Below are 24891 nucleotides of genomic sequence, written 5' to 3' on the forward strand. Positions count from 1 at the left end.
AAGGGTAAAATGGAAACATGGATGAGTACCATTTGCCATTTTACCCTTTTTAAAATTTATTGAATGCAAGATAAAAATCATTCCATCCTGCATTTTTACAGTATCTATAGGTTTTTTACTATTGCCTCATCCGTTGGCTTTGTTTTGGAACGGAAACGATGTACCAATTCTCCCTTTTCATTAACCAGGAATTTTTCGAAATTCCATTTAATATCTCCTTGTTCTTCTGTATTGGTTTGTGAGGTTAAGTATTTAAATAAAGGACTGATATCATCACCTTTTACGCTGGTTTTTTCAGCCATCAGGAAGGATACATTATATTTTCCTGTACAAAATTCTTTAATTTCTGCATTGGTAGAAAATTCCTGTCCACCGAAATTACCCGCAGGGAAACCAATAAGTACTATTTTTTTGCCATATTGTTTCTGAAGTTTTTCCAAATCTTCATACTGTGGCGTAAAACCACATTTTGAAGCAGTGTTAACTATCATAATTTTCTTGCCTTTAAATTTTGATAGTTTTACTACTTTACCATCAATGGTTTTAAAGCTGAAATCGTAAACAGTTTTTGGTGGATTAGGCACCAAAAAGTTTAATAGGATTAAGATTGTGCTGATCATCGTTTTATTTTGTTTTATATACGAATATAGGCACAAAAAGTTTTCACAACCGCAATGTTGTTGTAAATAATGCAAAAAACATCTATCTACCTAACGTTACCTTTCATCGGTAAAGGATAGGATTAAAAAAAGCACTCTTCGCACCTAGCGATGAACGACCTGCCAACGGCCCAAAAGATGATGGAAAGAAATGTCGCGTAAAATTTAACCCCTCCCATTCAATTGCCTTTAGGCCAATAGCAGTAAAATAGTCGCTAAGCCGCCATAGTTTGAAATGGTTAATATTAGTTAGGTTGTTCGGTGAGTCACAACCAAAGGCTTGGTGTAATTCACCTGCTTATTCATACCTAATATGACCAACATTATTCTTTCCACTTCAAAAAAATCATATTAAATACCACACATGTTTTGATTTATGCTTTAATTATAGCTTTATTTGCACAAAATCGTATTTCATGGCCAAAAACTTACTCATCGTCGAATCACCCGCAAAAGCTAAAACTATAGAAGGTTACCTAGGCAAAGATTTTCTTGTAAAATCAAGCTATGGTCACATTCGGGATTTGGTGAAGGGCGATATGGCTATTGATATTAAAAATAATTTTGCCCAGACTTACGAGGTACCTGCAGATAAGAAAAGCATGGTAGCCGAACTTAAAAAACTTGCAAAGGAAGCCGAAATGGTATGGCTAGCATCCGATGAGGACCGGGAGGGAGAAGCCATTTCCTGGCACTTATTTGAAACTTTAGGCCTCAAAGCAGAGAAAACCAAAAGAATCGTATTCCACGAAATTACCAAACCTGCTATTTTAAAAGCCATAGATAGCCCCAGAAGTATTGATTATAATTTAGTGAATGCGCAACAGGCCCGCCGTGTTTTAGACAGATTGGTGGGTTTCGAACTTTCACCTGTTTTATGGAAAAAAGTTAAACCATCGTTATCTGCTGGTCGGGTGCAATCTGTTGCAGTGCGCTTAATTGTTGACAGAGAAAGAGAAGTATTAAACTTCAATGCTTCAGCTGCTTTCAAAATCACTGCTCAATTTGCAACAGGAAAAGGACGCGAAGTTGTTAAAGCAGAACTCCCACAACGCTTTGAAAGTGACTCTGATGCAGAAAAGTTTCTTCAGGATTGTGCAACAGCTAAATTTGACATCACCAGTTTAGAGACGAGACCAGCAAAGCGAAATCCTGCCGCCCCTTTTACCACTTCAACATTACAACAGGAAGCATCACGAAAATTAGGTTTTTCTGTTGCCAGAACCATGCAGGTGGCGCAACGATTGTATGAAGCTGGAAAGATTACCTACATGAGAACGGATTCGGTAAACTTATCGGATACGGCTTTAGAAGCTGCTGAAAAAGAAATTAAATCTGCCTACGGCAACCAATACCACCAGCCTAGAAAATATAAAACGAAATCTGCAGGTGCGCAAGAGGCTCACGAGGCCATTCGTCCAACTTATTTCGACAGACATACTGTTGATGGCGATATTTCCGAGAAGCGTTTATACGACCTGATCTGGAAGCGTTCCATTGCATCGCAAATGAGTGAAGCATTATTTGAAAAAACAACAGCACAGATTACCGCATCTACCAGAAAGGAACATTTAGTTGCCGAAGGTGAAGTATTAAAATTCGATGGTTTCCTAAAAGTTTATTTAGAATCTACTGACGAGGAAGAAGGCGAAGAAAAAGAAGGTGGCGCTATCCTGCCTCCTTTAGCTAAAGGACAAGAATTATTTTTGAATGAAATGCAGGCAACGGAACGTTATTCTCGTCCGCCAGCAAGATATACTGAAGCAAGTTTAGTAAAGAAATTAGAAGAATTGGGCATTGGCCGTCCGTCTACTTATGCACCAACCATTTCAACGGTTCAAAACCGTGGATACGTAGTAAAAGAAGACAGGGATGGCAAGCCGCGTAAATTCACAGCAATCGTTTTAAATAACGGAGCGGTGAAAAAAGAAATTAAATCTGAAATTACTGGTGCAGAAAAATCAAAGCTCTTCCCTACTGACATTGGCGAAGTGGTAAATGATTTTTTAGTGGAGCACTTCAAAGGCATCGTGGATTTTAACTTCACTGCCAATGTAGAAAAAGAATTCGACGAGATTGCGCAGGGTTTACAGGAGTGGACAAAAATGCTGCATTCTTTTTATAACCCTTTCCACCAAGAAGTAGAAATCACTTTAGAAACTGCAGAACGTGCAACTGGTGAGCGTTTACTTGGTTTGGATCCGGCTACCGGCAAAAACGTATATACGAAAGTTGGTAAATTTGGTCCTCTGGTTCAAATCGGGGAACAGGACGACGAAGAAAAACCTCGTTATGCCAGCTTAATGAGAACACAGTCTGTTGCCACTATTCAGCTGGAAGATGCATTGGAATTATTTAAGCTGCCTTTCTCTTTACCTGATTTTGAAGGTAAAGAAGTGATGATCGGTGTTGGCCGTTTCGGACCTTATGTAAAATGGGGAGAAAGTTTTATTTCACTGCCTAAAAACGAGGAGCCTTTATCGGTTACTTACGACCGTGCAGTAGAGATTATCCGCGAAAAGATGGATGCTGATGCACCAATTGCTCATTATCAGGGTCTTGGCGTTACAAAAGGTAAGGGTCGTTTTGGTCCGTTTATTAAATGGAATGATTTGTTTATCAATATCCCTGCAAAAGGCTACGATTTTGATAATTTATCTCAGGAAGATATTGAAACGCTAATTGGTAAAAAGGTTGAAAAGGAGGCTAATCGTTTCATCAAAACCTGGGAAGCGGAGAAGATATCCATCGAAAATGGCCGCTGGGGACCGTTCATCCGTTTCGGTAAATTGATGCTTAAATTGAGAAATAACGAGGCGACCAAACAAAAATATACACCAGAAGAATTGGTCGATATTGATTTGGAAGTGGTGAAAAAGATGATTGTGGAGCAAGTGCCAAACGCTTTCGAAACGAAGAAAAAAGCACCAGCCAAAAAGAAAGCTCCGGCTACTAAAAAGGCAGTAGCAAAGAAAAAGTAAGATCGGAACGAAGAGTAAGGAACAGAGAACAAGGAACAAAGAGCAAAGAGTAAGGAACAAAGAACAAGGAGCAAGGAATAAGGATAAAAGATAGTTTTCAATGTTTACATCCTTATCCTTTTATCTTTAATATAAAAATGAAATCAGATTTACCAGAAAATACAGTTGAAGATATCGCTATGGCCGTTGTGCTGATGGGTGAAACACCAGAGGTAAAAAACTGGACTGTTTATCTTGTTAACCTAAAAGATGAGCCAATTACGAATGTCTTGATTAGTTCAAAAGGTTATGGCATAAAAGACGGTAAGCAGGTTAAAACATCTGTGTTGAGACATTTCATCGGTGATATGAACGCGCAGGATTTTAAAGGCGTTGAGGCGATTGATCCTGAAGTCTTTGGTCTGACTAATGAGTATTGGCTGAGTTATTATATCGGCGCTACCATTTATGATAAAAAATTCATTTTCCTTCCAGAAAGTATCGTTGATGCGAATTTCATTAAAATTCCATTGGTAAACAGGCCGGGTGTGATGATTAGATAAGTACTAAGTTTTAAGTGATAAGTATTAAGTCTGGAGTCATTAATAGTTGGCGTACCTTTTATGGTTTAAGAGGTTAGAAGTTTAGTGGTTTAGAGGGTTAGTAGGTTAGGAAGAAACAATAATCATGATTTTAAACGTAGAACATCTATGCTTCCAAGACTTTGGACCACTGACTAAGACTCCAAACTAAAAACTCACCACTCCAAACTCCCCTTGCGCCCAAGACTTTGAACTACTGACTCCAGATCAGTGTTTAAAAGGTTAGAGGGGTTAGTAGGTTAGTAAGAAACAGCACTCCAGATTTTAAACGTAGAACATCTAAGCGCCCGAGACTTTGGAATAACTTTAGACTATTGACTAAAGACTTTGAACTACAGGCTACAGACTCCAAACTAAAAACTCACCACTCCAAACTCTCTTGCGCCCAAGACTATTGACTAAAGACTTTGGACTAAAGACTATTTTTCCGGTACTTTAACCGCCTGTCTGCCAAGTAATTTCCAGCCAGCTTTTTCCTTACTCCAAATGAGTAGAATAAATAATTTCACATTTCCCGGAACATTCTTATCATTTGTTTTAGCACTTAATGTATGCCTAACCAAAGCGGTTTTATTTTGAATGGTTACGGTTTGATCTGTTAAGTTGATCTCTACAAAATCAGATTCTGCAGAAAGTAAAGAATGCATAAATTCCTGTTTGGTTTGAACCTTACCACTCGAATGACCGTAGCTTAAATTATTCAGAATCAACTTATCCAGTGCAATACTATCAGGGTTAACCATTAGTTTCGATAGTCGGGTTACCGCCTCCTCTACTGTAGCTTTTTGCGCAAAAGCCAAATTTACACTTAAAATCAGGGCTGCAACAGCTAATAATTTCTTAATCATATCTGGTAGAGTTAGGTTGATGCGGTAAACTTATCTAAATCAATTTAAAGGAACAAATCGAAATGCCTAAAAGATCAATTTCTCTATACTTATAGCTTAGGAAACATAAATAAATATCCTGCTCAAAAAAAATAACTCCCAAATTATAATGTTATCATACAGAAATATAGTACAACATACCCAAACAAGATGACTGTTTAATATTACGGTTTAATTCTAAAAGTATCTTAATTTTCCACATCTTTCAATTAATTGAAAATTTTAGTCTATTTTCATTCGCATCTAATAAAATAAAATGGAACAACCATCTACTTACCAGTCCTCATCCAAAAAGAAATTCATTTTTATAGGCATATTAGCCGTTTCTATTGCGGCAATACTTTTCATTTATTTCCGGCACAAGAAGAAATCAAATGAAGATAACCAGGCTTATGCGAAATATATTGAAGCTTATACATCGGGTACCATTTCTAAAAAAAGTTTTATTCGGGTGCATTTGGCCAACGCTGCCACAGGAATGCAAGATTTAGGAAAAGCTGATTCCCGGGATTTATTTGATTTTTCACCATCGATTTCAGGAAAAACCTATTGGATCGACCCGCAAACAGTAGAATTCAGACCAGATGAAAATCTGAAACCCGGTAAAGAATACGAAGCAAGTTTCAAATTATCAGAAGTTTCTGCTACAGAAAAAGGTCTCGAAGATTTCGACTTTGAATTCAAGGTAATCACCCCGGGCATTATGCTAGCTCAAAATGGCCTGGTATCGCAAAATAACACTTCTTTAGATTACATGAAATTAACCGGTGAAGTGGCAACCGCCGATGTGGAGGAAAGTTCGAAAATTGAGAAAATAATTGAACTTGATTTCGATCAGAAGCTCAAAATAAAATGGCAGCACGACCTGGCGAAAAACATTTCAAAATTTACTATTGATAGCATTAAGAAAAAAGCAACAGATCAGATCTTGAAATTGGACTGGGATGGTGATGCAATTGATGCTAACGAAAAAGGTAAAGAAGAAATTCGTATTCCAGCGTTAAATAAATTTGAAGTTCTCGATATCAAAGCCGTTCAGGGTGAAGAAGATTATGCATTGGTTCAATTCTCAGAACCCATCGGTGTGGGCCAGGATTTAACAGGAATGATTTCCCTCGGGAATCTAAGTGATTTAAGATATACCATTGATGCCAGTCAGGTAAAGGTTTACGCTGCTGAAGAGCTTAAAGGGAATTTTGCCTTAAACGTAAACAATGGCATTGAAAACATTAATGGCAAAACACTCGCCGGGGGGAAAACTGCTAATTTGGTTTTTGAAGATAAATTACCGGCCGTTACCATTTCTGGTGCCGGAACGATCCTGCCCAATTCAGATAAACTTGTATTGCCATTTGAGGCAATTAACCTGAAAGCCGTTGATGTTACGGTTATTAAAATTTATGAAAATAATATCCCTCAATTTTTCCAGTCTAATAGCTACCGTGATGGTAATGAACTCCGACGTGTAGCGAAGCCAATTCTTCAAAAAACTGTTCGTTTAGATGAGGATAAAGCTTTGAATCTTCATAAAAAGAACCGTTTTACATTGGATCTGGATAAGATGATCCGTACGGAACCTGGCGCAATGTACAGGGTAACTATAGCTTTCAGAAGAGAATACAATGCTTACAACTGTAAGGCCAATGATGAAAAGGCTGAAGACGGTGATGATAGTTATTATGGTGAGAATGAGGGCTACGGAGAGAAAATAGATGAAGACGATGATTTCTGGCAACGGTATAATAATTACTATCCTACCAATTACCGTTGGAATGATCGCGATAATCCTTGTACGCCTTCTTTTTATTCTAACCAGCGCTGGGTTAGCCGTAACCTACTCGCTTCGAATATTGGCCTGGTTGCCAAACGCGGCAATGATAATAGTATGCTCATTGTAGCCACAGATTTGTTAACCGCAAAACCATTAAGCGGTATTGAACTGGAATTAATGGATTATCAAAAACAAATTATCTTCACTACCAAAACCGATGGAGATGGCTTTGCCAGATTTGATTTGAAACGCCAACCCTTCCTGTTAATAGCTAAAAAAGGATCCGAACGTGGATACTTGAAACTAGATGATGGCAGTTCGCTCCCATTAAGTAGATTTGATGTTGGTGGTGATGTTGTCCAAAGTGGAATAAAGGGCTTTATTTATGGCGAACGCGGGGTTTGGCGACCGGGTGATAGTCTATTCGTTTCTTTCGTGCTGGAAGATAAATTAAAGAAATTGCCAGCCAACTATCCGGTTACAATGGAATTGTCTAATCCAAAAGGGCAATTATATAAACGTTTAATTAATGGCAAGCCTGTAAATGGTTTTTACACTTTTAAAACGGTAACTGAAAATACTTCCCCTACAGGCAACTGGACAGCAAAGGTTAAGGCTGGTGGTGCAACATTCACCAAAACGTTGAAAATTGAAACGGTGATGCCAAATCGGTTAAAGATTGATTTTAATGTCGGCAACAGGTCGTACTTAAAGGCTGGAACATCTGCTGCTACCCTATCTGCCAAGTGGCTGTTTGGAGCCGCTGCTCAAAACCTGAAAGCGAAGGTTGACGTAAATTTAAATACTACAGAAACTAAATTTAAAGGTTTCGAAGGCTACAGTTTTGACAATCCAACGGTGAACTTTCAATCTCAGGTTAAAACCATTTTCGAAGGATCGTTAAATGCTGCTGGAACCGCTCAGATCAACACCAATTTAAATGAGAATAACACAGCACCAGGTATTTTGAGAGCGAATTTTACCACTAAAGTTTTTGAACCAGGTGGTAACTTCAGTATCGACAATTTCAGTATTCCTTACCATGTTTACAGTAGCTATTTAGGTATCCGGCCAGAAAAAGGCGATAAGCTAAGTGGCATGCTGGTAACAGGTAAAGACCATAAGATTGAGATTGTAAATGTAAATACAGATGGGAAATTACTGGCGGGAAGCAAAACCGTTCAGGTAGAATTATACAAAACACAATGGCGCTGGTGGTGGGAACAGGATGATCAATACACCTTTGCAAACTTTACTCAAAACGAATATAATAAACTGGTAGAAACCAAACAGGTAACTTTATCAAATGGTAAAGGAAGTTGGAATCTAAGGGTTGATGAACCAGAATGGGGTCGTTATTTAATTTTAATCCGTGATTTAAATGGTGGTCACGTTACAGGGAAATCCGTCTATGTAGATTGGCCAGGTTGGGCGCAGCGCGAACAGGGATCGAATCCAACTGAAGCATCTATGTTGTCTTTCACGGCCAATAAAGAAAAATTTACCGTTGGTGAAGATATTACTTTAACCATTCCAACTGCAGAAAACGGACGGGCACTGGTATCCATTGAAAATGGAAGTCGGGTTTTAAAAACCTTCTGGATTGATACAAAGGCTGGTCAAACACAATATAAATTTAAGGCAGAGAAGGAAATGGCTCCAAATGTTTTTGCAAATATTACGCTGTTGCAACCACATGCGCAAACGGTGAACGATTTGCCGATCAGAATGTATGGCGCCATTCCGATTTTGGTAGAAGACCCACAAACAATATTGAAGCCAACCATCAAAATGTTGGATAAAATCAAGCCAGAAACAGATAATACCATTACAGTTGGAGAGCAAAATGGCAAGGCAATGACTTATACCATTGCCCTGGTTGATGAAGGTCTGCTTGATTTAACGCGATTTAAAACACCGGATCCACATGGTGCATTCTATGCACGCGAAGGATTAGGCGTTAAAACATGGGATTTATTTGATTACGTTTTAGGTGCATGGGGCGGGAATCTGGAAAGAATCCTCAGTATTGGTGGTGATGGAAGCATCAATAAAAATTTAAATCCTGCAAAGGCAAATCGCTTTAAAGCAGTGGTGAAATTTATGGGACCGTTTACCATTGGCAAAGGAGAAAGCAAAACCCATAAATTTAAATTGCCTCAATATATAGGTGCAGTTCGGGCAATGGTTGTTGCTGGCCAAGATGCAGCATATGGTTTTGCTGAAAAATCTGTTCAGGTGAAAAAGCCATTAATGGTTCTGGCAACGTTACCTCGGGTAATCGGTCCGGGTGAAACGTTTACCCTACCCGTTACCGTTTTTGCCACAGAAAAAAATCTTAAAAATGTTTCTGTTCAGCTTCAAGCCAGTAACCTGATTGTTCAGGGATCAAACAAACAGCAACTTTACTATAAGCAAACTGGTGAGCAAATGGCTTATTTTGAGGTAAAGGCACCCAATACCGTGGGTATTGCTAAAGTTAAAGTGGTGGCTCAAAGTGGCGGTGAAAGAACAGATTACGATGTCGAGATGGATATTCGTAATCCTAATCCTTACATCACCAATGTCGTTTCTGCAACGTTGCAGCCTGGCCAAAAATGGGCCTTAAATTACTCGCCCATTGGGATGACAGGTACGAATTCAGGATCATTAGAAGTATCTTCAATTCCTGCAATAAATCTAAAACAGCGGTTAAATTATTTAATTCAGTATCCACACGGATGTATTGAACAAACCACTTCAAGCGTTTTCCCCCAATTGTATTTGGATAGATTAAGCCCTTTAAGTGAGCAGCAAAAAGCCATGACAGAGAAAAACATCAAGGCTGGAATTATCAAAATCAAAGGTTTTCAGACTACTGATGGCGGATTATCTTACTGGCCTGGAGATAGTAATGCCGATGAATGGGGAAGTAACTATGGCGGACACTTTTTAGTAGAAGCACAAAATGCAGGTTATACGCTACCTGTTGGCTTACTTGATGAACTCTTGCGTTACCAAAAAACAAAAGCAGCCAACTGGGCGCCTAATAGCAATAATTTCTACGGTGGTGATTTGGCTCAGGCTTATCGTTTATATATGCTTGCTTTAGCTAAAAAACCAGAAATGGCAGCGATGAACAGATTGAAGGCTTTCGAATATCTATCGGTTTCTGCGAAGTGGCGCTTGGCAGCAGCTTATAAACTTGCCGGTCAGAACGATGTTGCCCAAAATATGATTCGTGGTTTAGATACTTCTATCCAGCCATACAAACAATTGGGTGGAACTTATGGTTCTGATGTTCGTGACCAGGCGATGATTTTAGAGACATTAACTTTATTAGGGCAAAAAGCTAAAGCTGCCAGTCTCTTGCAACCCTTAGCTGCAAAACTGGGTGAAAATACCTGGTACAGTACGCAAACTACCGCATATAGTTTACTGGCAATTGCCAAATTCTGTGGCACGAATCAATCTTCGAATAAATTGCAATATCAATATGTTTTAGATGGGAAGTCAGTGCCGGTTAACTCAGGCCAGTACCTGAATAGTACTGCTATAAATTTCAAAGGAAATACAGCTTCTGTAACCAATAAGGGCAACAATGTGTTATTCGTTCGTTTGGTTTTGGAGGGACAACCTGTTGCCGGACAGAATAATTTCTTACCAAACCGTCCGGAGGTATTGGATATGAATGTGGTTTACAAACGTTTAAATGGAACAACTTTAGATCCAACAACTTTAAAACAGGGAATGGATTTTTATGCGGAGGTAACCGTAAAGAATCCTGGAAGAATGGGCTATTACGAGCAAATGGCACTGACCCAGATCTTCCCTTCTGGATGGGAAATCATCAATACCAGGGTGAATGACAATCAAAGTATTCTGGCTTCTTCTCCTTTCACCTACCAGGATATTCGCGACGACCGTGTATTTACTTATTTCAATATCCGGGAAAATGAAAGTTTAGTTTATAAGGTATTGCTGAATGCTTCGTATCTAGGAAAATACTATTTATCAGCTGTGCAGTGTGAGGCGATGTATAACAATGATATTTCGGCAACACAAGATGGTAAATGGGTGCAAGTAGTGAAATAGCCACTATTTAATTTATTCATATCTCCAAACCTCACATGTTTTAAAAACATGTGAGGTTTCTAATTTTCTAAAATTAAATGAACAAAACCCCTAAAGCATTTTTAATTTCTGATATCATTTGCCTTGCTTTACTGTTGGTTTTCTTCTTTTTATTACCAGCCAAACTCTTCAAATCTCCAACCTCATTTGTAATTGAGGCCAGTAATGGCAACTTATTGAGTGCTGCAATAGCCTCCGACGGACAGTGGCGTTTTCCAGTGGCGGATTCTGTGCCCGTGAAATTTAAGGATTGTATCATTGCTTTTGAAGACAAGCGATTCTACCAACATTTCGGTGTAGATATTTTAGCCATGAGCCGGGCAATGCGACAAAACCTGAAAGCCAAAAGTGTCGTGAGTGGTGGAAGTACCTTAACCATGCAGGTAATTCGTTTATCGAGAAAACAGGATCGAACAATCTGGCAAAAATTATACGAGATCATACTCGCCTTCCGTTTAGAATTCAGGTACTCCAAAGAAGAAATTATTGGTCTTTACGCAGCAAACGCGCCCTTCGGAAGTAATGTCGTCGGCCTGGAAGCAGCAAGTTGGAGATACTATGGTCGGAATGCAAAAATGCTTTCATGGGGAGAAATGGCAACTTTAGCTGTTTTACCCAACAGTCCTTCACTTGTTCATCCGGGGAAAAATTCTAACAGACTAATTAAAAAGCGGAACGATTTGCTGGATAAATTAGCTACCTTGAAATATATAGATCAAAGTACTGCCAACCTGGCCAAACTCGAACCCATTCCAGGGAAGCCACTTCCCTTACCACAAAATGCACCTCATCTTTTAAACCGTTTCAAAGCTGAAAGGGTGCTGCTGGAAATCAATTCAACCAGGATTACCTCGACTATAAATGAAGACGTTCAGTTAAAAGTGAACTCCATATTAAAACGTTACAATAACCGATATCGGGCCAATGATATTAATAACATATCAGCACTGATTCTAGATGCTAAAACAGGACATGTGGTAAGCTATGTCGGGAATATTTATCAGCCTGAAAATATTGAATTACTGAGTCACGTAGACATGATTAAGGCACCCCGGAGTCCGGGAAGTACGCTGAAGCCGCTGCTGTATGCCAGTATGCTCAATGATGGATTCATTCTCCCTCATACCTTAATTCCAGATGTACCAACACAAATAGCTGGCTATTCTCCACAGAATTACGATCTGGGTTACGATGGCGCTATTTCTGCCGATAAAGCATTAAGTCGCTCGCTGAATATTCCTGCGGTAAAAATGCTGCAGCAATATAAATATGAGCGGTTTTACGATAAACTTAAAAAATTAGGTATCGGAACATTGAATCAACCTGCTGATCATTATGGTTTATCGCTGATTCTGGGTGGCAGCGAGGTAACTATGTGGGATTTGGCCAACACTTACATGGGCATGGTGAGAACGTTAAATCATTTTAATGCTCACAAAGGCTTGTATAACCCAAATGATTATAAACAAGCCACTTATTATCAAACGGAAGAAAAAAATGACCAAGATTACCAAAGAAATTCTTTTCTAGACCATGGCGCAATCTGGTCAACTTTTAATGCAATGGAAGAAGTTATGCGACCTGGTGATGAAGGCTTATGGGAGCAGTTTTCCTCCTCACAAAGGGTAGCCTGGAAAACAGGAACAAGTTTTGGCTTCCGCGATGCTTGGGCTATTGGTTTAACACCAAATTATGTGGTTTGTGTTTGGGTAGGTAATGCAGACGGCGAAGGCAGACCTGGTTTAGTAGGAATAGAAGCGGCTGCCCCTGTGCTATTTGATCTTTTTAGACTACTCCCTAACGGAAAATGGTTTGAAACGCCAAAAACAAAATTAAAAAAGCTAAAAGTCTGTAAACAGAGTGGTTATAAGGCTGGAGAAAACTGTCCTGATTTAGTAGATGAATGGGTACCTACCGCTGGCGAAAAAACCGTTATCTGTCCGTTTCATAAACTTATCCATTTAGATAGAACTGCTACGTACCGGGTAACCGACCAGTGCGAAACCATTACCAATATGCAGCATAAAAGCTGGTTTGTTTTACCACCAGCAATGGAATATTACTACAAAATCAAGAATAGCGATTATAAGGCATTGCCCCCGTTTATGAGTGGCTGCGAAAATGGCGGCGGCAACAATGTGATGGAATTGATCTATCCTAAAAACAATGCAATCGTATATATTCCGCTGGAACTGGATGGAACAAGGGGGAAAATAATCTTGAATGCAGCACATCGAAATCAAAGTTCAAAAATTTACTGGCACCTTGATAATGAATATTTTGCGACTACAACAAACTATCACCAGATGGCAATTAGCCCGCCACCGGGCAAACACACGCTTACGCTTGTAGATGAAAATGGTGAAAGATTGGTGCAGGTATTTACGATATTAGATAAGGAAAATAAGCGTAGAAATTAAGGTATGGTGATTTAACCGCTAAGAATTTGAAGATCTGCCCAAAGAACGCTAATCTTTCTTAACCAAACAGAATACTTTGCATACTTTGCGCTTTCACTCCGCGCCCTTTGCGGTTAAATTCTCCCCCAATAATAATGCATCTTTTCTTAACCAAACATAATACCCTACATACTTTGCGCCCTTACTCCGCGCCCTTTGCGGTTAAATTCACCCAGATAATAATGCATCTTTCCTTAACCAAACAGAATCCTCTGCATACTTTGCGCCTTCACTCCGCGCCCTTTGCGGTTAAATATATCCCTCAAGAATTAAATTCAAACCTCCCTACAGCTTATATCTCCGTTTGCTTCACCACTAATTCCCGTACCACTGTTCCGTAAACGATGAAGTATTGGGCGATCATATAGGTCGCCATGATCAGTACACCAGCCTGAGGAATGGGTATGCTAAATTTATTGACAGCCAGAATACTGTCTGATAAGAGAAAAAACAAAGCACCAAACAAGATCAGTTGAAAACTAGATAAGTTAACTTTCCCATATCGGTTCAACGCCATAATGGCCATAAAAGTAATCACAATAGCATAGATCAAAATAGCAAACTGCATCGCGCCCAAAAAAGGTTGTAAATAGAAAAACAAGCCGATGCAAAAAATAATTAAGGCACCCGTTCCCCACAAAAAGAATGGGTTTCTTACATCGGGATTAGACTTATGATCCAGGGTAAATGCCCTGATATAAAAAATATGGCAAAGCAAAAATGCAATCAGGCTGTAGTTAAAAAAGCTAGTGTTGTTAGCTTGCAACATCAGGAAAACATCACCAATTAAACTAAAAATTAAGCCTGTGAATATCTGCTTATGAAAGCGCCCGCGCAGATCTGTTGCACGATAAAGCCAAACCAGTAATATGATGACAACAATTGGTTTTGAAAAATTACGAAGTGGAATATGACCAACTGCTTCTGCATATAACTGAATAATTCCAACCAATCCAAAAACGAGGGCAAAAAGTTTAGTTTTCATTGAAATTTGCTTTTTACTGATTTACCAGCAAAACTACAAATATTAACAGATACGCCGTACCTGGTCTAACAAACCTGACGCAGTTTTTTCGTGGTGATTTGACCACCTTCCTGCAGACCGAAAATTAACATCAAAAAATCATCGGTTTCTTGAATAGCGATATTAACCACAACTCCAGATAAGCCTTTATCATTTAAAATGGTATCGCCGACTTTAATATCTAAAAGCATTGACGTTGGTAGATTATCATTTACAAGGATCATTTGTTGGTATATTTAGCGTAAAACAAGTTTTATCGGTAGTAGAACTTACAGAAAGTTCTCCACCGTGTGCATGAGCAATTTCTGAGGCAATGTATAAGCCTAAACCTAATCCCTTTTGATTTGGTTCTACTTCTCCCCTGGAAAATGGTTGAAATAAACGTTCCATTGCTGCATCCGGAATTTTCTTTCCTTCATTTGCTACACAAAGATTAAATTCTTTCGCATTGCTCGATGCTGTAATTTCAATAGTAGAATCTGGCGTGCTGTAGTTCAATGCATTTCCCAGGAGATTCGAAAACAGTTGCGCTACCCGTTTACCATCGGCAGTTACTGGTGATTTAAAATCGAAGTTTAATTTGATCTTACGATCAGGCCAAACGGCCTGTATCTCATCAACCACCTGGAGGAGACTTTTTTCCAGATCTTCATCAGGATTTAAGGAAATGGATATTCCACCGCCCAATCGGCCACTGGCAAAATCGAGCATATTTTCAATCAGTCCATTCATGCGATAGGAAGAATCTCTGATGATATTTACCAGACGATGCGTTCGTTCTTCATGGTTTAAACGATCTAAGAGCTGTGCGCTACTGGAAATTGCATTTAATGGATTACGCAAATCGTGCCCAAGTATGGCAATAAACTGTTCCCGCAATTCAGCAGTTTTCAATTCCTGCTGAAGTTTTTCTTCAGATGCCGCTAACTGTTCTACAGCATCCAAATGGAACGCGATTAAATCCGCAAACATTCTGAAAGTACTGATAATTGATGGTGTATTTACTTTCGCCGGCGACGGATCAATCGCACACAGCGTACCAAAGAAATCACCACTTTTCAAAATAATAGGCATTGAAATATAGCTCTTAAAGCCATATATCTCTGGTGTTTGGTGATGCGAAAAAATCTCATCTGTATCTACGTTGTCAATCACTACCGGACTTTGATGCTGCCTGATTTCGTTACAGATAGTCGTTTCTAGTTTTAATTCACCTCCCTTTATTAATCCAAAATTAATGTTGTCTTTAACCGCACAAGCAATCCACTTATCACTTGTAACCCTGGCTATGGCCGAAAAACCCATGCCCGTAATATGACAAACAATTTCAAGAATGTGGGAAACAGTGGGGATTTTTCCGATCGCCTCAATGTCATTCAGGATGTTATTCTGAGCGTTTTGCAAATCTTAATCTTATTTTTAGCAAAGTACAAAATTTAAAACATTCAAAAAAACCAAACACAGGTTGTGTCATATGTTTTACATAAGTAGGTATGATATCCGCTGATTTAGCAAATTTGAAAGATAAGACTGAGCCTTTATTATTACCGTCGGTAGAACACACAACAGGTAACTTATTTATACGTGTTGATAAATCCACCCTTCATTATAGAAGATTCTATATTTCACAATGATATAAATGACTTTGATTTATTCTTTGAAATACAGATGGCTACCAACATTTGTAAATGGTAGCATGTCGAAAGACGTTTAAAAATATTTTTAACGGTGTTTCGACAAGCTTAGCATGACATATCTAAATGATTAATATTTCGATACTGCCTCCATATAAATTATTAAACTTTTAACAATGCTGGTTTCTCATGGTAAGTTTTCCATAATAATTCGCCAAATAAGGTATTAGACCATGCAAACCAGGCTCTCGAAAAGTTTGCCGGATCATCTTTATGAAATGATTCGTGCATAAAACCTTTGCCTGCATGCGTTTTTTGCAAGGTACTGATGCAATATTTGATTTCTGCATCATCTTTAGAAGTCAATGCGCGCATTGTTAAACTCATCGGCCAGATCATATCCTGTCCAACGTGAGGTCCGCCAATTCCTTCAGCAGCTGTACCTTTAAAAAAGTAAGGGTTATCAGTAGAAAGCACAAATTTACGCGTGTTCTGATAGATCGGATCTTCACTATCCATTGCCCCTAAATAAGGTAAACTTAACAAACTTGGTACGTTCGCATCATCCATCAGGTAATTGCTTCCAAAGCCATCCGTTTCGAAAGCATAAATTTTACCATATTTTGGATGGTTAACAATAGCATGTTTCTGTAGCGCAGCATTTACTTCTTCTGCCAGATTAAGTAAATTACTTTCTAAAGTTTGATCAGGCTGCAGGGCTTTAATCATTTCAGCAGCATGTTTTAAACTGGATACTGCAAAAAAGTTAGAAGGAATTAAAAAAGGAAAAATTGTTGCGTCATCACTTGGACGGAATGCTGAACAAATTAGTCCGACAGGATTTACCGGAAAACCATATCCTGCCATTGGCAAAGAATCTGTAGGTTTATTAGTTTGGCGTTGAAAATGATATGGACCATGACCAGTTTTACGCTGTTGCTCTTTAAAGGTTTTAAGGATGGCTTCAATTCCCTTCTTCCAATCGGCATCAAATGGTGCTTTATCACCAGTTTTTTTCCAATAATGGTAAGCTAAACGAATGGGGTAACACAGTGAATCGATTTCCCATTTACGCTCATGCACACCTGGCTGCATCGCGGTATCGTCGGTTTTCCATTCACCTACTTTATTGGCATCGCCATAAAAAGCATTGGCATATGGATCTTTCAACACACATTTTGTTTGATGATTGATTACTCCTGCAATTAATTTCTTTAATGGCTCATCCTCGTTTATAAATTGAAGATAAGGCCATACTTGCGCAGAGCTGTCCCGAAGCCACATTGCGTCGATATCTCCCGTAATAACATAGGTATCTGGTTTTCCGTTTTTCTCCGAATAATATACTGTTGTATCTAAAGTATTTGGAAAGCAATTTTCAAAAAGCCAGGTTAACTCGGGGTTTTTAACCTTCGACTGGAAAGTTTTAATCGCAGCATTTACTGCTTTACTCTGAAAATGTCTTTTCCCAGCTGCAACACGTACTACCGGAAATTCGGGTACTAAGCTGGCTGCAAATGAAAACTTTGATGCCACTACACCAGCACCAAGCAATCCGGTATTTTGAAGGAATGTTCTTCTTCTCATTTAAATATATATATTATGATTTGGTTAAATTTAAAGCCGCTAGCCTTGCATAAATTTCTAAAATTCCGGCTTGCGACAGCAACGTTTTATTTGATTCCCTGCCCAAAAGATTTCGATGATCACGCTCATTATTCCACACACGATTTGCGTCATCAATAAAAAACTTTAAACGCGAAGCATCTTTCTCTACCGCATATAAAGCTAAATAGCCACGCAATAATACAGCATTAAACCAATAGTGACCTGGTAATTTTCCATTTTTGTAAAATCTTTTCTCCGCCGCGGTAGCTATTAATTTAGCTTCATTAAGGTATTTAGTATCATTCGTGATTTGATAGAGAATAACATTTGATTCCAGCATCGTGCCTGTATTATAAGTGTAAACAGCCGAATCTATTTTTAAGGATGAAACATTAATGGCGTCGTAAAAAATTCCATCATTGCCCCTCAGGTTTTTATTTGTCCAGTTATAAACCAGTAAAGCAGTATCCAGGTACTTCTTTTCTTTTGTTGCACGATATAATTCTAAGGAGACTAAGATATTTGGTCCGTTAGAACAGGTATTTTTAGAGGTTTTTTCATCTTCTTTCCAATATAAACCACCACCTGTTTTCTCATCATAACCGGTTAACAGCCAAGAGTAAATTTCTTTGGCTTTGTTAAAATAAAATTTATCTTTTGTACGCTCGTAAGCATTTAGGTAAGCAATTGCAATCCATTGGTTATCATCATAAAATCGAGAACTTTTTTCTACATAAGATTGATAAGAAGGTGCTGGTGATGCTTTGGTATAATACTGATTGATAGCCTTAATTACAGGTTGCATACCTTTATTTTTCTTCAAGACTTCTGTCTCATTTTTAGCCTGAATCAGTGCACAAAGCGGCCATAAATAAGAATATGGTTTTTCATGTTTCCCGATATTTTCAAGGTATAATCTGTGATCTCCGGCTACAAAATACTTTTGTATATTTTGCTCAATAACCTCAATTCTCTTTAAATATTCCTGCTTAGTAGTTTGGGCGAAACAACTACCCAAAGGCGAAATAAAAATTAAGCTGAGCATTACGCTGGCTATGTGATACCGCATTGACATGATTAAATTTCTGATCTGATTGTATTTACTAAATAATGTTGTTCGATAAAATGATAGCAGCAATTCGTTTTTGATAGAAAAGACTTATTGATCATCATTTGGTTAGAACGTAAACAAATATTATCAAAATTTACTTAATATCAAAATTGGAAAGTGCAATTGTGGCATTCCTAAATCGATTTTCCTATTCCTATTCAATTTATTACAAAGGGCATTAAGGTTGAGGAAAAATTGAGTTGAAATTTTACTATTTAAGCATGAAGAAGCAGTGCAAAAATACATTTCTTTTATAGTGATACGAAGAACCCAGCAGGCTAACCCACGGCTTTCGCCTAATGCAGTAACATTTTAAAGCGTTAGCTGAGAATCGTGATTTTTTTAAATGCGCCTTTTCCATCCCGATAAATGGTGCCGGCAGGTGCAAAGGAACTCTTTTTAAAAACAAAAAAAACGCCCGATCAAAAATCGGGCGAATATGCGCTACCATAGGTCATGGCTGCAAAATCAGTAGTCCAGGCTATTATTTTTTTGGTTTGGCACTCATGTAAAAAGTAAGTTTACCACCCTTTGTAATGTCCTCATGTTTAATGTTGTGGTTAGAGATTTCCTTTCCATTCAGCATTACTTTTTGCACATAAACGTTTTTAGCACTTTGGTTTAGGGCCTCCACTGTAAATATTTTGCTATTCTCGAGATGAATAACCGCTTTGTTAACCAATGGGCTTCCTAAAGAATACACATCTGCACCTGGTGCTACCGGATAGAAGCCCATTGCGGAAAACATATACCATGCACTCATCTGACCACAATCATCGTTTCCACCCAGACCATCAGCCGTCGGCTTATATTGCATATTTAAAATATGGCGGATCTGTGCCTGACCTTTATAAACTTCATCGGTCCAGTTGTAGAGATAAGCAACATGATGGGCAGGTTCATTACCGTGAACATAACCACCAATAATGCCCTCGCGGGTGATGTCTTCCGTGTGCGCGAAAAACTCATCTGGCAAATGCATGCTAAACAAAGAATCTAAACGAGCAGCGAATTTCTTTTTACCCCCCATCACTTCAATTAAAGATGTTGGATCATGAGGAACGAAGAAACTATAATTCCAACTGTTTCCTTCTATAAAGCCCTGCCCTTCGGTATCTTTAGCATCGAATGCTTTTTTAAAAGTTCCATCGGCCAGTTTCGGGCGCATAAATCCAGAAGCAGGGTCATAATTGTTTCTCCAGTTTTGCGAACGCTTGATAAACTCCTCATATACATCTGTACGGTTCAATTTTTTCGCCAATTGGGCAATTGCCCAATCATCATAAGCATATTCCAGCGTATTGGAAACAGAGACACCACTCTTTTCTGCCGGAATATAACCCTTATCCATGTAATAGCCAATCCCTTCATAATCCCTATGTTTTGCCGTAACTACACAAGCGTCCAATGCTTTATTGGCATCTCCATTATAAGTACCTTTAATAATGGCATCTGCAATAACCGAAACGCTATGATAGCCACTCATACACCAGTTATCATTGGCATAATGCGACCAGATTGGCAACATATGCAAACTGCTTTGATCGTAATGGGCAAGCATAGATTTAACCATATCATTACTCCGAGCGGGCTGCGTAATATTAAAAAATGGATGCAGCGCCCGGTAAGTGTCCCATAAAGAAAAAGTAGTATAGTTAGTAAAGCCATCTGCTTTATGTACATTCTGATCTAAACCTTTATACTCGCCATTTACATCTGTGTAAGTTGTTGGATTGATGAATGCGTGATATAATGCCGTGTAGAAGTTTATTTTATTATTGTTTGATGTGGTTACCTGAATTTTATTTAATTCCTTATTCCAGGTAGACTGAGCTTGTGCCTTTACCTGATTAAAATCCCAACCAGAAATTTCAGTACGCATATTTTGTAGTGCATTTTCCTGACTAACCGGCGATAATGCAAACTTGATTTTTATCTTTTCTCCTTCATTGGTATCGAAATCAAAGAACATTTTAATCTTCTTTCCGGCAATTTCAGGGAAATTCTGATCCTGATTAAACTTTCCCCAGAAGCCTCGGTAAGCTTGCTTCGCATCATAGCTTTTTCTACCATAGCTTTTAAATGGCTTAGAAAAACTCATAGCAAAATAAACGGTTCTGGTTCGGGCCCAGCCATTGGTTTGGCGATATCCGGTAATCAAAGTATCATTCACCACACGAACATAAGTCCATACGGTTTTATCTTCATAATTATAGATTCCAGCCATCAGATCTAAAATAATATGCGATTGATCTGACTTTGGAAAAGTGTATTGATGCATCCCTACCCTGTTCGTTGATGTAAGTTCCGCAGTAATGTTATCATCGTCTAATTTTACCTTATAGTAACCGGCTTCTGCAGTTTCATTAGCATGATTGTAGGCCGAGCGGTATCCGCTTTTAGGCTGGTCAGCCGTGCCAGGATTTAGCTGCAGCTTGCCTTGTGTAGGCATAATTAAAAAATCGCCCAGATCTGAATGCCCGGTGCCGCTAAAATGCGTATGGCTAAAGCCAACAATTGTTTTATCTTCATATTTATAGCCGGCACAATACTTATAAACATCACCATTGTACTTCCCATTTACCTCGTAAGATAAGGTATCAGTTTCAGGACTTAACTGTACTGCCCCGAAAGGAACAGTTGCACCCGGATAGGTATGCCCCATTTTTGAAGTACCAATAATAGGTTTAACATATTGCACTAAATTCTCTTGCGCAGCAGCAAAAAATGCCGAAAACAAAAAACAAGGCAGGATAAGTTTTTTAATCATAGTTTGTTTGAAAATGTAAGGTTGTCAACAAAAATTCTAAGGTAGAAATTAATTTGTAAATCTGCATAAAATATAAACTAAAACGTTTAATCAAACTTAAAAATGGGTCATATATACATGATGAAAGATGAGGCACCTTCTTTGGATTGGAGTTTATCCGTTCGCTTTTGACAACGAACTGACTTGCTTCAAATAATTTCAAATAAATAAACCTTATTTTTGCAACCTATATTTTAAAAATGAGTAAACACGGTAGAATTCTGGTGGCCATGAGTGGCGGGGTTGATAGTTCGGTAGCGGCTGTTATGTTACATGAGCAGGGTTATGAAGTGATTGGTTTAACCATGAAGACCTGGGATTATGCAACTTCTGGTGGCAGCAGTAAGGAAACAGGTTGTTGCTCATTAGATAGTATTAATGATGCACGTACTCTTGCCGTAAATTACGGTTTCCCACACTATATATTGGATATTCGCGATGAATTTGGAGATTATGTGATCGATAATTTTGTTGATGAATACCTGGCGGGAAGAACGCCAAACCCTTGTGTACTTTGCAATACCCACATTAAATGGGAAGCTTTATTAAAGCGTGCCAATAAACTGGATTGTGAATTTATTGCAACCGGCCATTATGCGAATATTCGTCAGCAAGACAGCGGAAGGTATGTGATTTCTAAGGGTAAAGACGAAAATAAGGATCAATCTTACGTACTTTGGGGGGTTTCACAAGAGAATCTTTCCCGTACAAAGTTTCCGCTTGGAAGTTTTGCAAAATCAGATATCAGGCAAATGGCTTTAGATATGGGCCAGGAAGAACTGGCTAAAAAATCGGAGAGTTACGAAATTTGTTTTGTCCCTGATAATGACTATCGTGCTTTCTTAAAACACAAAGTTGAAGATTTAGAAGATCGTGTAGCGGGTGGAAATTTTATCCTGAGCAACGGAATGATTGTTGGCCAGCATAAAGGTTATCCATTCTACACCATTGGTCAGCGCAAGGGTTTAGGTATAGCTTTTGGCGAGCCAATGTTTGTTACCCAAATCTTACCCGAAAGTAATACGGTGGTTTTAGGTAAAGCAGATGAATTGGAGCGCAAAGAGGCAATGGTTCGTAACATCAACCTGATTAAATATGCCAGCATTGAAGAACCAATGAATGATGTAATTACCAAAATCCGTTATAAAGATGCAGGCATGTTAAGTACGATTGTGCAAGAGAAAGACAGGATGCGCGTAGTTTTTGATCATAATGTTTCTGCTATTGCGCCCGGGCAATCAGCTGTATTTTATGAAGGAAATGATTTATTAGGGGGTGGTTTTTTAGTTTAAATACCCCTTTCGGAAATACAAATCCTGGCTAGCGATGGCCGGGATTTTTTTGTTTACTCCTATTCACACTAACACCAAACAAAAAACCAAAAAGTTACTTTATTAACTATAACTTATTTAATATTTAATTTTTTGCGCAGTATGAATCATACCAAAAGACCATTTCAACCAATAGAAAACTATGGCATTATCGGAAACCTCAAAACCGTAGCATTGGTTTCATTAAATGGTTCAATCGATTTTATGTGTGCACCAAAATTCGATTCACCTTCCGTATTTGCCACGATGTTAGATTCGCAAAGAGGTGGGTTTTGTGCCATAGAACCAGATTTGGAGAATCTGACAACCAAACAACTCTATTTTCCGGGAACAGCTATTTTACTTACCAGATTTTTTTCGGATGATGGAATTGCAGAATTAACAGACTTTATGCCTGTTGCAACAGGAAATAAATCTTCTACGAGTGCCATCGTTAGGCACATTAAAACAGTAAGGGGAAGCATAAAATTTAAATTTAGTTGCATACCCCGGTTTGGTTATTCTGAAAGCGATTATGAAGTGATTAAAGATAATGATCAACTTATTTTTAGCTGTGAAAAAGAAAAACTGAACATTAAAATCGCTGCAAATGTACCTTTAGTAGTAAGAAAAAAGAATGGATATGCAGAATTTATACTCGAGGAGGCAGAAACCGCTACCATTGTGCTTGAATTTCTAAAACCGGAAGAGCAAGGTGAAGAACTTTCTTTTTATGAGAATGATGCCTACCATGAAACAAAAGAATTCTGGGTAAAATGGATCAACAAAACCAGCTATAATGGCAGGTATAGTGAATTAATCAGGCGTTCGGTCATCACGCTGAAATTACTCACCTCTGCAGAATTTGGTTCTGTAGTGGCGGCTCCAACCTTTGGTTTGCCTGAAGCTTTGGGCGGAGATAGAAACTGGGATTATCGCTTTACCTGGATCAGGGATGCTGCCTTCACCATGTATGCTTTCTTATCTCTCGGCTTCTATGATGAAGCAACAGCCTTTATCGACTGGATTTTTGGCCTTTGCCAAAAAATAGATCTTCAGCTTATCTACCAGATAGACGGTAACCCGGATATAGATGAGAAAGAACTGAAACATTTTGAAGGTTATCAGCAATCGAAACCCGTAAGGATTGGAAATGCTGCAGCAAACCAGGTTCAGATTGATATTTATGGCGAATTAATTGATACCATTTATATCTACAACAAATCTTATAAACCCATCACCTATCAATTCTGGACATTAATTGAAAAACAGATTGGTCAGGTGATCAAAAACTGGAAAAAGCCCGATCACGGAATCTGGGAAATTAGAAGTGAAGAGAAAGAATTTTTACATACCCGGCTGATGTGCTGGGTGGCTATGGATAGGGCCATCAAAATTGCAGAACATCGCTCCTTCCCTTATCCAGAAAAGGAGTGGCATGAAATAAGAAGCGAGATTTACAACGATATTTACAATAACTTCTGGAATGAAAAATTAAATGCATGGGTACAATACAAAGGCGCCAAACATGTTGATGCAAGTGTGATGCTTATGCCATTAACACATTTCATTTCGCCTATGGAACCACGCTGGTTATCAACCATGAAAGTGATAGAAAAAGAATTGTTATTGGATGTATTGGTTTACAGATATAGAAATGGCTTTAAGAAAATTGATGGTTTAGAAGGTGAGGAAGGAACCTTTAACATGTGTTCTTTCTGGTATATCGAATCGCTGGCGAAGAGCGGAGAATTAGACAAAGCGGTAGAATATTTCGAGAAGATGATTAGCTATTCTAATCATCTTCTGCTATTCAGTGAGGAACTAGGGAAGAAAGGTGAGCACTTAGGTAATTTCCCCCAGGCCTTTACGCATTTAGCATTAATCAGTGCTGCGGTAGAATTGAATAAACAAATCAGCAGACAAACCGGAAAAGGTTAATTA

The 24891-nt window shown here is 38.5% G+C and carries 14 protein-coding genes; 6 read left to right on the forward strand and 8 right to left on the reverse strand.

The genetic code is table 11. The features are described 5' to 3' along the window. Nucleotides 1-104: 104 nt before the first annotated feature. Complete coding sequence (locus SOM16_RS04100) at nucleotides 105-620, reverse strand: glutathione peroxidase (RefSeq protein ID WP_320462725.1); 516 nt, start codon at nucleotides 618-620, stop codon at nucleotides 105-107. A 455-nt stretch (nucleotides 621-1075) separates the two neighbouring features. Between SOM16_RS04100 and topA the strand changes: the two genes are divergently transcribed. Continuing rightward, complete coding sequence (gene topA, locus SOM16_RS04105; protein WP_320462726.1) at nucleotides 1076-3640, forward strand: type I DNA topoisomerase; 2565 nt, start codon at nucleotides 1076-1078, stop codon at nucleotides 3638-3640. Nucleotides 3641-3777: 137 nt separating this feature from the next. After that, nucleotides 3778-4182, forward strand: coding sequence for a hypothetical protein (locus tag SOM16_RS04110; protein ID WP_320462727.1), 405 nt, complete (start codon nucleotides 3778-3780; stop codon nucleotides 4180-4182). A gap of 458 nt (nucleotides 4183-4640) precedes the next feature. Here SOM16_RS04110 and SOM16_RS04115 read toward each other — a convergent pair whose 3' ends face one another. After that, nucleotides 4641-5069 (reverse strand): nuclear transport factor 2 family protein, encoded by a 429-nt coding sequence (locus SOM16_RS04115; protein ID WP_320462728.1) that lies wholly within the window; start codon nucleotides 5067-5069, stop codon nucleotides 4641-4643. 295 nt (nucleotides 5070-5364) lie between these two features. Here SOM16_RS04115 and SOM16_RS04120 point away from each other — a divergent pair, with 295 nt between their 5' ends. Both SOM16_RS04120 and pbpC read left to right on the forward strand, forming a co-directional pair. Then, nucleotides 5365-10953, forward strand: a complete 5589-nt coding sequence (locus SOM16_RS04120; protein WP_320462729.1) for an alpha-2-macroglobulin family protein — start codon at nucleotides 5365-5367, stop codon at nucleotides 10951-10953. A gap of 77 nt (nucleotides 10954-11030) precedes the next feature. After that, a complete protein-coding gene (gene pbpC, locus SOM16_RS04125; protein ID WP_320462730.1) occupies nucleotides 11031-13412 on the forward strand; it encodes a penicillin-binding protein 1C in 2382 nt (793 codons plus the stop codon). A 331-nt stretch (nucleotides 13413-13743) separates the two neighbouring features. On the opposite strand, the gene SOM16_RS04130 is transcribed toward pbpC, so the two are convergent. The 6 genes from SOM16_RS04130 to SOM16_RS04155 all read right to left on the reverse strand — a co-directional run bounded on the left by SOM16_RS04130 (nucleotide 13744) and on the right by SOM16_RS04155 (nucleotide 21598). Continuing rightward, nucleotides 13744-14436 carry a lysoplasmalogenase gene (locus SOM16_RS04130; RefSeq protein WP_320462731.1) on the reverse strand — a complete coding sequence of 231 codons (693 nt, stop codon included), beginning with the start codon at nucleotides 14434-14436 and terminating at the stop codon, nucleotides 13744-13746. Between the two features lie 65 nt (nucleotides 14437-14501). Continuing rightward, entirely contained in the window at nucleotides 14502-14699 is a 198-nt protein-coding gene (locus SOM16_RS04135) for a hypothetical protein (RefSeq protein WP_320462732.1), read from the reverse strand. After that, nucleotides 14683-15879, reverse strand: coding sequence for a GAF domain-containing sensor histidine kinase (locus SOM16_RS04140; RefSeq protein ID WP_320462733.1), 1197 nt, complete (start codon nucleotides 15877-15879; stop codon nucleotides 14683-14685). The genes SOM16_RS04135 and SOM16_RS04140 overlap by 17 nt, the downstream gene beginning before the upstream one ends. 392 nt (nucleotides 15880-16271) lie before the next feature. Further along, the gene (locus SOM16_RS04145) at nucleotides 16272-17696 is read right to left on the reverse strand and encodes a glycoside hydrolase family 125 protein (RefSeq protein ID WP_320462734.1); all 1425 of its coding nucleotides are present in this window, start codon (nucleotides 17694-17696) and stop codon (nucleotides 16272-16274) included. A gap of 13 nt (nucleotides 17697-17709) precedes the next feature. Beyond that, nucleotides 17710-18786, reverse strand: coding sequence for a glycoside hydrolase family 76 protein (locus tag SOM16_RS04150; RefSeq protein ID WP_320462735.1), 1077 nt, complete (start codon nucleotides 18784-18786; stop codon nucleotides 17710-17712). Between the two features lie 526 nt (nucleotides 18787-19312). After that, the gene (locus SOM16_RS04155) at nucleotides 19313-21598 is read right to left on the reverse strand and encodes a GH92 family glycosyl hydrolase (protein WP_320462736.1); all 2286 of its coding nucleotides are present in this window, start codon (nucleotides 21596-21598) and stop codon (nucleotides 19313-19315) included. A gap of 239 nt (nucleotides 21599-21837) precedes the next feature. On the opposite strand from SOM16_RS04155, the gene mnmA reads away from it, so the two are divergent. Both mnmA and SOM16_RS04165 read left to right on the forward strand, forming a co-directional pair. After that, entirely contained in the window at nucleotides 21838-22929 is a 1092-nt protein-coding gene (gene mnmA / locus SOM16_RS04160) for a tRNA 2-thiouridine(34) synthase MnmA (protein WP_320462737.1), read from the forward strand. 141 nt (nucleotides 22930-23070) lie between these two features. Then, complete coding sequence (locus SOM16_RS04165) at nucleotides 23071-24888, forward strand: glycoside hydrolase family 15 protein (RefSeq protein ID WP_320462738.1); 1818 nt, start codon at nucleotides 23071-23073, stop codon at nucleotides 24886-24888. The last annotated feature ends 3 nt before the right edge of the window (nucleotides 24889-24891 follow it).

This window comes from Pedobacter sp. CFBP9032 (assembly GCF_034045265.1).
Taxonomy (GTDB): Bacteria; Bacteroidota; Bacteroidia; order Sphingobacteriales; family Sphingobacteriaceae; genus Pedobacter.

Bases quoted from the DNA above. Each gene is read 5' to 3' on its own strand.
- SOM16_RS04100 (WP_320462725.1), bottom strand. From the start codon at position 620: ATGATCAGCACAATCTTAATCCTATTAAACTTTTTGGTGCCTAATCCA.
- SOM16_RS04145 (WP_320462734.1), bottom strand. From the start codon at position 17,696: ATGAGAAGAAGAACATTCCTTCAAAATACCGGATTGCTTGGTGCTGGT.
- pbpC (WP_320462730.1), top strand. From the start codon at position 11,031: ATGAACAAAACCCCTAAAGCATTTTTAATTTCTGATATCATTTGCCTT.
- SOM16_RS04120 (WP_320462729.1), top strand. From the start codon at position 5,365: ATGGAACAACCATCTACTTACCAGTCCTCATCCAAAAAGAAATTCATT.
- SOM16_RS04110 (WP_320462727.1), top strand. From the start codon at position 3,778: ATGAAATCAGATTTACCAGAAAATACAGTTGAAGATATCGCTATGGCC.
- mnmA (WP_320462737.1), top strand. From the start codon at position 21,838: ATGAGTAAACACGGTAGAATTCTGGTGGCCATGAGTGGCGGGGTTGAT.
- SOM16_RS04115 (WP_320462728.1), bottom strand. From the start codon at position 5,069: ATGATTAAGAAATTATTAGCTGTTGCAGCCCTGATTTTAAGTGTAAAT.
- SOM16_RS04135 (WP_320462732.1), bottom strand. From the start codon at position 14,699: ATGATCCTTGTAAATGATAATCTACCAACGTCAATGCTTTTAGATATT.
- SOM16_RS04150 (WP_320462735.1), bottom strand. From the start codon at position 18,786: ATGCGGTATCACATAGCCAGCGTAATGCTCAGCTTAATTTTTATTTCG.
- topA (WP_320462726.1), top strand. From the start codon at position 1,076: ATGGCCAAAAACTTACTCATCGTCGAATCACCCGCAAAAGCTAAAACT.
- SOM16_RS04165 (WP_320462738.1), top strand. From the start codon at position 23,071: ATGAATCATACCAAAAGACCATTTCAACCAATAGAAAACTATGGCATT.
- SOM16_RS04130 (WP_320462731.1), bottom strand. From the start codon at position 14,436: ATGAAAACTAAACTTTTTGCCCTCGTTTTTGGATTGGTTGGAATTATT.
- SOM16_RS04155 (WP_320462736.1), bottom strand. From the start codon at position 21,598: ATGATTAAAAAACTTATCCTGCCTTGTTTTTTGTTTTCGGCATTTTTT.